This window comes from Glutamicibacter sp. BW80 (assembly GCF_002332385.1).
GTDB lineage: Bacteria > Actinomycetota > Actinomycetes > Actinomycetales > Micrococcaceae > Glutamicibacter.
On the sequence record NZ_NRGV01000033.1, the window covers coordinates 26,820 to 36,547 of the forward strand.

The window sequence follows — 9,728 nt, forward strand, 5'->3', positions numbered from 1 at the left end:
CTTTATGCATACGTAAACATAATTCCAGTTAGGCGTTCCTAACTGAGTTAGTCATGCTTGTATCGCTGCAGTGCTAAAAACAGTCTATCCGTTCCTGAAAGAAAATGCCGGATCCGCAGAAAGTTACCCGCAAATTCGTGTTCCAGCGGACGCAAACCATCGTTTAGCGGCGCACAAACAGGCCTATCGATTCCATATGGTGAGTATGCGGGTATAAATCGTGAATCTCCATGTGATCTAATTCGTAGCCACGTGCCATCAAACGAGCCGTATCACGGGCAAAAGCAGCCGGGTCGCAGGAGACGTAACAAATGCGTGGAACACCGCTTGCTGCCAGTTCCGCGGCGGACTGTTTGTCCAAACCGGTGCGCGGAGGATCGAGAACAACCGCACCCAGATCTGCTTCGCGAGCCAGCTGGCGCATCAGCCGTTCCACGCGTCCACGGGTCACCGTCACCTGACGCACCTCGGCCAGGTTCTTTTTCGCATCCGCATGAGTTCCTGGCGCACCTTCGATGCTGAACACTCGTCCGTGCTGACCCACAGCTTCCGCCAGGGGCAGCGAGAACAAGCCCGCACCGGCATAGAGGTCGGCAATGACCTCGCCCGGTTCCGGCTGGGTCAGGTCCAGCACTCGTTCGGTCAATAACGTGGCCGCCTGACGGTGCACCTGCCAGAATCCCTCGCCGGTGATCCGGAAAGTCTTGCCAAGCACCTTTTCGGTCAACCAGCTGTTGCCCACAATGGTCTGCAGCTCGCCCTTGCCATCGGCGGCAGAACCACCGATCTGGCTGAACGCCGCAACGTTCACCCCTTCGGGCAGCTGCTGCGCCACCCGCTTTGCGGCACCCGGACGCAGCTCCGAGAGCAAGACCAGAACGGTTGAGTCATCCTCGCTGGAGACCGCCGCCTCCACCCGGTCAATCCCTGTGAAATCCACCGAATACAAGCCGATGGCCTCGATTCCCGGATGCGCCAAGGGCATTTGGCTGATTGCGGTGAGTTCGTTGCTGCGAAAACCGCTCATCGCCAGCCGCCCGTCTTCGGTGACCGAGTACGACATCCTGGTACGCCAGCCCAGACCGGTGGAGTCGCCCGCAACGGCCTGTACCGCCGGGAAGTTATAGTCTTCCGCCTTCAAGCCGCCTAAGCGAGTCAGCTGTTCGGCAGCCACCTGGGCTTTGAGCTCGCGCTGGTAGTCCAGGGACATATGTCCGAATTCCGCTCCCCCAACCGGGTCACGGTACTTCAACGCGTCGGCCTGTTCCCAGACGTGCGACACCCGGTGCTCGCTCGCTTCGAGCACCTCAACGACGTCGGCACGCCAGAACTTGGCGCTCTCGCCCGAATCGGTCAGGCGTACATTGACCAGTTCGCCGGGGATGCCGTGGCGGACGAAAATTACCCGCCCTTCATGGCGAGCTACGGTGTGTCCACCATGGGCAATCGAACCTAACCGCAGCTGCAGGGTTTCGGTGGCGTTCATAAAAGTTATCCTTCGTGAGGTGTTGAATGCCGGTGTGCCGAGGATTCCTCGGTCGGGCCACCGATCAGTGCTTCGGATGAGCTCAGCAGGCGCCAAGGCACCGAAGCGATGAGCACTCCAGGTTCGTAGTGCAGGCGGTTCTTCACTCGCTGCGCGGTCTGGTTATGCACCAGCTGTTCCCACCAGTGCCCGACCACATATTCGGGAATGTAAACAACGATGAGGTCGCGGGGAGATTCACGCTTGATCGACCGAATATGTTCGATTAGCGGTCCGGCAATTTCGCGATAGGGCGAAGCAAGCGCGGTGATCGGCACGGGAATGCGCAAACGGTCCCAGTCGGCCAACGTATGCTCGGTCTTCTCCGCTTCGATATCCACGATGATCGCTTCTAATTTGGAGGGGCGTGAGGCTCTCGCGAAAGCGAGCGCACGCAGCACCGGTTTGCGCACCGTGGACACCAGCACCAGGGCATGGACTCGGGCTGGCAACGCGGTCGCCGAATGCTCGTCGGAGACCGCCAGTTCGTCGTCAACCTGCTGATAGTGACGCTGCAGGGACTCCATGATCAAGGTCAGCGCCACAATGCCGAGCACCGCAAGCCAGGCGCCGTGAACGAATCGGGTCGCGAGCACAACCACCAGCACCAGCAGCGAAAGAATCAACCCGATCAGGTTCAGCAGGCGCTTGCGTTGCTTTGCGGCGCGTACCTTGCGATCGGTGACGGTGATCAACACGCGAGACCAGTGCTTGAGCATCCCGAGCTGGCTGAGCGTGAAGGAAACGAACACCCCGACCACGTAGAGCTGCACCAGAATCGTCACATCACCGCTGAACAGCAAGATCAGCACGATCGCAGCGGCGCCGAGGGAAAGGATTCCGTTCGAGAAACCCAAGCGGTCGCCACGGGTGCGTAGCTGACGCGGCAGGTAGCCATCGCCAGCCAAATGGCTGGCGAGGTTGGGGAATGAATTAAATGCCTGGTTGCCTGCGAGCAGCAAGACTGCGATGGTCAGCAGGGACACCACAACGGTACCGAGGAAGAAGTCTCCGAAGACGGCTTGGGCCAACTGCCCCAAGACCGGGACTTGCACGTAATTTTGCGAGATTGGCTGGCCGGCGAGCATCAATGAGGCCTGCGGATCGGCGACGACCTTGATTCCCGTGGCTCGCGCGAGCATCAGCGTTCCAAGCGTGAGCACCCCGGAGAGCAGACCCATCACCAACAGAATGCGCCCGGCGTTCCGGGCACGGGGCTTGCGCAGGTGATGCACATTTGAAATGGGCACTTCGATACCGGTCAGCGCCGCCGAACCGGTGGAGAAGGCGCGCAAGATCAGCAAGGCGCCAAATACGCCGTGCATGCCGGTCTCAAATTCCTGTTCCGGAACAATGTTGAACTCCGCGCTCGGCGCCAGCCCCAGGTTTCCGGTCAGCGCCAGAACCCCGCCGATGGCGATCATTGCCAGCATTCCGCCGGCGAATAGGTACACCGGGATGGCCAGGGACCAACGCCCCTGTCCGCGACCGCGGAGGTTCGCGACGACCAAGAATGCCACGATCGCCGAGGCCACCCAGGCCCGATGCTCTTCCAAAGCAGGGAAAACGCCCGAGAGGTACTGTGCGGCCGAAGAGCTGGACACCGCAACGGTGAGCACGAAGTCAACCAGGAGGGCCGAGGCCACGGTCGTCCCGGAGCGCGGCCCGAGGTTTTTCCGGACGATCTCATAGTCGCCGCCGCCCGAGGGGTAGGCCTCCACGGATTGCCGGTAGGACAGCACGAGGACTAGCAGCACGACAAGTACCGCCACGCCTACCGCCGGCGAGAGCATTGTCGCGGCAATGCCCGCCATGGCTAGGGTCAGCAGAATTTCGTCCGGCGCATAAGCCAAAGAAGATAGCGCGCTGGAAGAGAAGATCGGCAGGGCGATCTTAGGTGGGAGCGGCTTACGTTTGAGCTGTTCGGTGCTAAACGGCCGGCCCACGAGGATCCTTTTAAGACCATCAAATAAAGCAGGCACGAGATAACGTTATCGCAGGGCGCGCCATAGGCAGTACCCTCGTCTCAGGCGCGTGGTTCGCGGCGCGCTATTGTTACTTGCGTGGCTGTGAACTGCGCAGCACGCAGAAGTTGCACTGGTGGCAAGGAAACAAGGAGTTGGCGGTGGCGCACTTTGTGATCATGGGTTGCGGACGCGTAGGCGTTGCGCTGGCCCATACGCTAGACGAAGCCGGACATTCGGTGGCGGTCATCGACCAGAATCCTGAGGCTTTCCGCCGGCTGGGACAAGAATTCTCGGGAACCAAGGTTGTCGGATTGGGCTTTGACCGGGACACCCTGGTGGAGGCGAAAATTGACGAGGCCTATGCCTTTGCGGCCGTTTCCAGCGGTGATAATTCCAACATTCTCGCCACTCGCGTGGCCCGGGAAAGCTACAACGTGCCGCATGTGGTGGCGCGAATCTACGACCCGGGACGCGCCGAGATCTATCAACGCTTGGGAATCCCCACGGTGGCAGCGGTCCGCTGGAGCACCGATCAGGTCCTGCGGCGCATCCTTCCCGAGTATTCCATCCGTGGCGATTACCGCGAGCCCTCGGGACGACTGATGCTTACCGAAGTGGCCTTGCATCGAGGCTGGTACGGGCACCTGGTCAAGGAGCTCGAAGAAGCGGCCGGGGTTCGGGTCGCCTACCTGACCCGTTTCGGCGAAGGAACCATCCCAGAAAGCCGCACACGGCTCCAAGGCGGTGACTTGGTCCATGTCATGATGCGCCTTGAAAAAAGCAAAGATGTGGAAAAAGTCCTTGCCAACGCGCCGATTCCCGTCAGCGACTGAACGAGAGAGCTAAACACGTGAAAGTAATGATTGCCGGGGCCGGATCCGTTGGTTCGTCTATCGCCCGTGAGCTTGTACTGAATTCCCATCAGGTGCTCATTGTCGATCCGAAGGCCGAGATGGCTGACCGCGAAGATCTGGAAAACGTCCAGTGGCTCATCGGAGACGCCTGCGAACTCGCGGTCTTGCAACGAGCCAAGCTCGAAGAATTCGATGTGGTCGTCTCGGCCACCGGCGATGACAAAGTCAACCTGGTGGTCTCGTTGCTGGCCAAAAGCGAATTTGGTGTGCGTCGAACCGTGGGGCGCGTAAACCACCCCAAGAACGAATGGATGTTTGACGACGCCTGGGGCGTGGATGTGGCGGTGAGCACCCCACGGCTGATGACTGCCCTAGTCGAGGAGGCGGTAGAAGTTGGAGACTTGGTACGGCTGCTGACGCTCAAAAGCGGTGAGGTGCATATGGTCGAATTCACCGTGCCGCACGACTCGGCACTGATTGGACGCACCCTGGGACGTGTCACCTGGCCTCAAGACACCACCATCGTGGCGGTGGTGCGTGATAAGGCGCCGTTCCCGCCCAGCGATGATGATGTGATCGAGGGCGGAGACGAAATCTTCTTCATCACCACTCCCGAGGCTGAAAGCCCGTTGCGGCGCACCCTGCGCGGAGCGGCCCGTTAGTTCTGCTGCCGAGGCTGCTCCGGCTGAATGTCCTTGGCCGGACGGGATACCAGCCAGGCGAACCAGAGCCCAGCGGCATACAGTGGGGCGCCCATCAGCGCGCGGGCAAGGCCCAGGGCCACCACATTGTCGGCGAAGTACATCGGCAGCTGCACCGCGAGGCGTGCAATGAATACACCGATGATGATCCACGTCGCGACGCTGTAGCGGCGCAACCTTGCCGGCTGGGTACGCCAAGCGGTTCCCTCGTTGCGGATGAATCCGAAGAGCACCCCGGCCAGTGGCCACCTGACGATAATCGAAATCAGCAGTGCGAGCAGATAACCGGCGCCGATGAAGAAGCCTGGAACATAGTAGTCCTTGGCTTCACCGGTGGCACGAGCCGCGAAGGCGCAGATCAGAATCCCGATGAGTCCGCTGGCGGCCTGCATCAGCGATGACTTCTTCGCTAGGCGCACGATCATGAACAGCACACCGAGCCCGATCGAGGCGATCAACGCCCACGAAAGCTCTAGGCTGAGCGCGTACACCATGACGAAGACGAAACCCGGAAGCACCGTCTCAACGATGCCGCGGGGACCGCCAACGCTGGCGATGACATCGATCCCGCCATCGGCATTTTGCGCCAGCTTTGCGTTCTGTCCGAGATTCGAAGCGAACGAGTGCTCCTTGTGGCGTTGCGGCTCGTTCAGCTGTTCTTCGTTGTTCATGCTTCTCACTTCTGCCTCGGTCACGGTGCGGGACCTGCATATACGGCAACTATAGAACCCACAACCTAGCGGCGGTTGACCGGAACGATCAGGTACCGCGGGTTGAAGATGCTGGGGACGTGATCCACCAGCGCAACCATGCCCGCATATTTGATTTTTACTCCGGGTTTAATCCCGGGTACCTGCTTTTGGCCCATGAACAGCAGCTTTACATGCGGAACGGTGCCACGGCGCCCACCAACTCCAGCCAGCCGGTCCACCACGACGGCGGTCAGACGCGGTGGCGTGTTGGGGGCCGAGTAGCTGACCGACTGGATGTACCCGAGGTGCTCCACTCGCCCCTTTACCGGCAACTCGGACAGGGACTCCAAACGCAGATGTGCCGGCCTGACTTCCCTGCTGCCAAGGTGGGCCTCCAAAGGGCCGGGCTCGCAGGACATGCCATTAGCCGATCTGGGTAATTTCAGGGCCACGTTCCGGACGGGTGATTCCCGGCTCAGCTGTCTCGGCTTCAGGTGTCTCGGCGCGGGTTGTGGCATTGCTCGGCACGTTCAGTGGAAGTAGCTCCGCCGGCGGTAGCGGCTTGTCGCCGCGGTTGATCACGACGCTACGCAGCAGTTCATCAACGATCTTGGTAGCTTCCTCATCGGCAATTGCGGCGCCGCCAACGACAGCGCGCAGGAACCAACGCGGACCGTCGACGCCCACGAAACGCAGGGCGACGTGTCCGGCACGTCCGTCCGGCAGTTGCTGCGGAACCTTGGCGAGAAGCTCTTCGCCATATTCTCCCTCGCGGGTGAAGATCTCACCCTTCTGTCCGTGGATGTCGCCGGTGATCTTTTCACGGATACCGGGCCACAAGGAGTCCGACTTCGAGGCAGCGAAAGCCATCAGTTGAACGCGCGATTCGGCGATCTCCAGCGAAACCGCCACAACCCGCTGATTCGCCTGTTCGACATCCATGCGCACCTTCATGCCAGGGATCGGCTTGACGAGAATCGAACCAAAGTCGAGGTAGCTATCGGTTTCGGGCACGTCGCTGATGTCGAATGGGCCGCTGGTAGAGGTGGGCTCCGGAGTGCTTTCCTCGACGGTTGGCTCTTCGACCGGCTGTTCTACCGACTTCTTACGCTTGAAAAACATGATGTCCTTAAAGTTTTGCGCTCTTACACCAAGGGTACTTACTTAGCGTTGAATCCGCCTGTTGAACCGAAACCGCCGGTACCGCGAGACGTCTCGTCGAGGGACTCGACCTGCTCAAAATGGGCTAGTTCGACTTTCTGGATAACCAGCTGGGCGATACGATCGCCGCGGCGAACTTCAAAGGCATTGGAGTTGTCCGTGTTCAACAGTGTGACCATGATCTCGCCACGGTATCCGGCATCAACAGTACCCGGTGCGTTGACGACGGTAATACCGTGCTTCGCGGCCAAACCACTTCGCGGATGAACGAGGCCGACATATCCGTGCGGAAGTGCCAAGGCGAGCCCGGTAGGGATCAGTGCGCGTTCCCCCGGCTGGAGCACTACGTCACCACGGGCATGCAGATCAGCACCTGCATCAGAAGGGTGAGCGTAGCTGGGGGCCGGGAGCTGCGGATCGAGCATCTTGATTCTGATTGAAATCGTGGGCTCATTCATGAGTTTTTCTAATCTCCCGGTAAATCGATTGGTCGTTTTCCACCTGTCCAACTCTATCGCGCGCCGCCAAACGGTTGCGCCAGTGAATCCGAGCGGTTATTCAACTCCGAAAAATTGCCTAAACTGGTTGGTATGAGTACTCCCAGCCCAGAGGCTTCAAATGTTCTATTTCGTGAAAAGCTATGGCCTTCGGTCGGCACATGGATTTGGCCTTTACTAATCGCGATCACCGCCGGCATAGCGGTCGCCCCGATCAGTGTCCCTTGGGGTATAGCGATCGGGCTCTTTGTCTTGGTCGGCATCGCAGTGATCTTCTTGCTTAAGGTCCCTACCCTGGAAGTCACCGAAGAGAGTCTCACCGTGGGCCGCGCTACCATTGAGCGAAAATTCGTCGGCGAGGCGATCGGCTATCGCGGCGAAGAAGCATTTAAGCAGCGTGGCCAGAAGCTGCATGGACTAGCATTCATGAACTTGCGCGGCTGGCTCGATGCGGTAGTTCGCATGGAGGTCACCGACCCGCGTGATGAGACCCCCTACTGGATCACTTCCACCCGTCGCCCCGAAGAGCTCACCGCGGCTCTGGGCGGTGTGATGTATGAATTCACCGAGGAGGCTCAGCGTGAATCCACAGCACAGGAGGCCAAAGAGGCAACCCAGTTTCGCGCTCCGGAATCTACCGAAGAACAGTCCTAACCCGTAGCCCCAAAAAGTTTATTTCTTGCATCGAGTGTTGGGGCTTAGCCCTCACACTCGGTGCAATATTTTTGTCCTTGATCTTCGCGGGCAAGCTGGGAACGGTGGCGCACCATGAAGCACGAGGCACAGGTGAATTCGTCGGCTTGCTCCGGAATGATGTCCACATTTGCTTCGTCTTGACCGGCTTCTCCCCCGGGCAAAACATAGGCTTCGGCAAGCTCGGCTTCGCTTTCATCGATCAGGTTCGCGGTCGCGGCGGTGCCCAATTTTTTCGCTGCGGCCAGCTGCTCGGCGCGGGACTGGTCTTGGCTGGTCTCACGTGAGGCAACATTTTCGTTGGCCATGATCGTATTTCACTCTTTTCCGCTGGCGGTAATCTCGATACGTGGCACTTGTTGGTAAACACCAGTACCGGCCTAAAAGTATAACGTTGAACTGCGCCGAACATTCCCGCCAGTGACACATCAGCCACAAAGTGATATGAACTTGCGAGTATTCTTGCGCCACACCCGGGGCGGTAATAGGAAATCAGGGTCATAAGTGGCAGAGTTTCACTCAGGAAATAGACCGTGTGGAGGGTAGTAATGCGTCAGCTGAGACTGGTAGGAATTCATGAAAATGGTTCCAGCCTGCAGGTCAGCAGCGACGATGGGATGAGCTTTGAGCTTTCCGTCGACGATGCGCTGCGCAGTGCAATGGCCGAAATCGCCCGAGCTCGGGCGCCGCGAAACCGCGATGAGTCTTCGGTTCATTCGCCGCGTGAGATCCAGGCACGAGTACGTGCTGGAGCTTCCGCTTACGATCTGTCCTTGGAATGGAATGTTCCGGTTGAACAGATCGTCAAGTATGAAGGCCCAGTGTTAGCAGAACGTGAGCACATCGCTGAATTGGCTCGTCGGGTAGAGGTTTCCGGGCCCCAAACCGATGCCGAGTACCGCGAGATTTTCGGTGAAGAACCGGCGGACCTTGGTTCGATGGTGACACATCGTTTGCACCAGCTCAATATCGACGCCGAACACGCACGCTGGAACTCTTGGAAGGACCCTGAGGGCCAGTGGATCGTAACGGTGGAGTTTGATTCTCCGTTGCCATCAGAAAACGTCGAGTCGCTGGCCAACGGTTCGGCGGACGGCAAGGAAAATGTCGCCAAGTGGGCTTTCACCCCGGCGCGCAAGTCCTTGAAGAACCTTAATCGTTGGGCGCAAACGCTCAGCGAGCAGCAGGCACCAGAGTATTTTCGTCCCATCGCAGCCGTAGGTCAGGCCGAGCAGCCGGCCACACCAATTGGCAGCGCAGACAATAACGACTCCGAAGAATTAGTCAGCTTGCTCAATTCCCGTCGTGGCCAGCGTGCCCCGGAGGATCCTGCGAAGGATGACCGGTTGAACGAGATTATTGAACGCAGCATGAGCAAGTATGAGAACGACGATGAGGAGTCATTCCCCCATCTGTCGCAAGGCATCTCATCTCGGACTTCGCAGTTGACGGTAGTCACCGACAGGGAAGACTCCAACGACGCAAGCCAGGAACCCGAACTTTCTGCCGAGGATTCCTCCCCGCGCAAGCCGAAGCGTTCTTCGGTTCCAAGCTGGGATGACATCATGTTTGGAAAGCGCAAGAAGGACACCGACTCTTAAACGAGCCGCTTCCGCACAAAGCTAGAGGCACTGCACA

The 9,728-nt window shown here is 59.1% G+C and carries 11 protein-coding genes; 4 read left to right on the plus strand and 7 right to left on the minus strand.

What is annotated here, in order from left to right:
* Positions 1 to 163: 163 nt before the first annotated feature.
* Entirely contained in the window at positions 164 to 1,486 is a 1,323-nt protein-coding gene (locus CIK76_RS11045; RefSeq protein ID WP_096286385.1) for a class I SAM-dependent RNA methyltransferase, read from the minus strand.
* Positions 1,487 to 1,491: 5 nt separating this feature from the next.
* Positions 1,492 to 3,477 (minus strand): APC family permease, encoded by a 1,986-nt coding sequence (locus CIK76_RS11050; protein ID WP_096286515.1) that lies wholly within the window; start codon positions 3,475 to 3,477, stop codon positions 1,492 to 1,494.
* 173 nt (positions 3,478 to 3,650) lie between these two features.
* Here CIK76_RS11050 and CIK76_RS11055 point away from each other — a divergent pair, with 173 nt between their 5' ends.
* Both CIK76_RS11055 and CIK76_RS11060 read left to right on the plus strand, forming a co-directional pair.
* Positions 3,651 to 4,325 (plus strand): TrkA family potassium uptake protein, encoded by a 675-nt coding sequence (locus tag CIK76_RS11055; RefSeq protein WP_096286517.1) that lies wholly within the window; start codon positions 3,651 to 3,653, stop codon positions 4,323 to 4,325.
* A gap of 17 nt (positions 4,326 to 4,342) precedes the next feature.
* Positions 4,343 to 5,008 carry a TrkA family potassium uptake protein gene (locus CIK76_RS11060; protein ID WP_096286387.1) on the plus strand — a complete coding sequence of 222 codons (666 nt, stop codon included), beginning with the start codon at positions 4,343 to 4,345 and terminating at the stop codon, positions 5,006 to 5,008.
* Here CIK76_RS11060 and CIK76_RS11065 read toward each other — a convergent pair.
* The 4 genes from CIK76_RS11065 to dut all read right to left on the minus strand — a co-directional run bounded on the left by CIK76_RS11065 (position 5,005) and on the right by dut (position 7,358).
* Positions 5,005 to 5,718, minus strand: a complete 714-nt coding sequence (locus tag CIK76_RS11065) for a DUF3159 domain-containing protein (protein WP_096286389.1) — start codon at positions 5,716 to 5,718, stop codon at positions 5,005 to 5,007. The genes CIK76_RS11060 and CIK76_RS11065 overlap by 4 nt on opposite strands.
* A 65-nt stretch (positions 5,719 to 5,783) precedes the next feature.
* A complete protein-coding gene (locus CIK76_RS11070) occupies positions 5,784 to 6,158 on the minus strand; it encodes a hypothetical protein (RefSeq protein WP_096286391.1) in 375 nt (124 codons plus the stop codon).
* A 4-nt stretch (positions 6,159 to 6,162) separates the two neighbouring features.
* On the minus strand, positions 6,163 to 6,861 hold the full coding sequence (locus CIK76_RS11075) for a DUF3710 domain-containing protein (protein WP_096286393.1): 699 nt from the start codon (positions 6,859 to 6,861) through the stop codon (positions 6,163 to 6,165).
* A gap of 38 nt (positions 6,862 to 6,899) precedes the next feature.
* Positions 6,900 to 7,358, minus strand: a complete 459-nt coding sequence (gene dut, locus CIK76_RS11080) for a dUTP diphosphatase (protein WP_096286395.1) — start codon at positions 7,356 to 7,358, stop codon at positions 6,900 to 6,902.
* 132 nt (positions 7,359 to 7,490) lie between these two features.
* Between dut and CIK76_RS11085 the strand changes: the two genes are divergently transcribed.
* Complete coding sequence (locus tag CIK76_RS11085) at positions 7,491 to 8,051, plus strand: DUF3093 domain-containing protein (protein ID WP_096286397.1); 561 nt, start codon at positions 7,491 to 7,493, stop codon at positions 8,049 to 8,051.
* A gap of 44 nt (positions 8,052 to 8,095) precedes the next feature.
* Here CIK76_RS11085 and CIK76_RS11090 read toward each other — a convergent pair whose 3' ends face one another.
* Positions 8,096 to 8,398 (minus strand): DUF4193 family protein, encoded by a 303-nt coding sequence (locus CIK76_RS11090; RefSeq protein ID WP_096286399.1) that lies wholly within the window; start codon positions 8,396 to 8,398, stop codon positions 8,096 to 8,098.
* Positions 8,399 to 8,638: 240 nt separating this feature from the next.
* Between CIK76_RS11090 and sepH the strand changes: the two genes are divergently transcribed.
* Positions 8,639 to 9,691, plus strand: a complete 1,053-nt coding sequence (sepH, locus tag CIK76_RS11095; RefSeq protein WP_096286401.1) for a septation protein SepH — start codon at positions 8,639 to 8,641, stop codon at positions 9,689 to 9,691.
* Positions 9,692 to 9,728 lie beyond the last annotated feature (37 nt).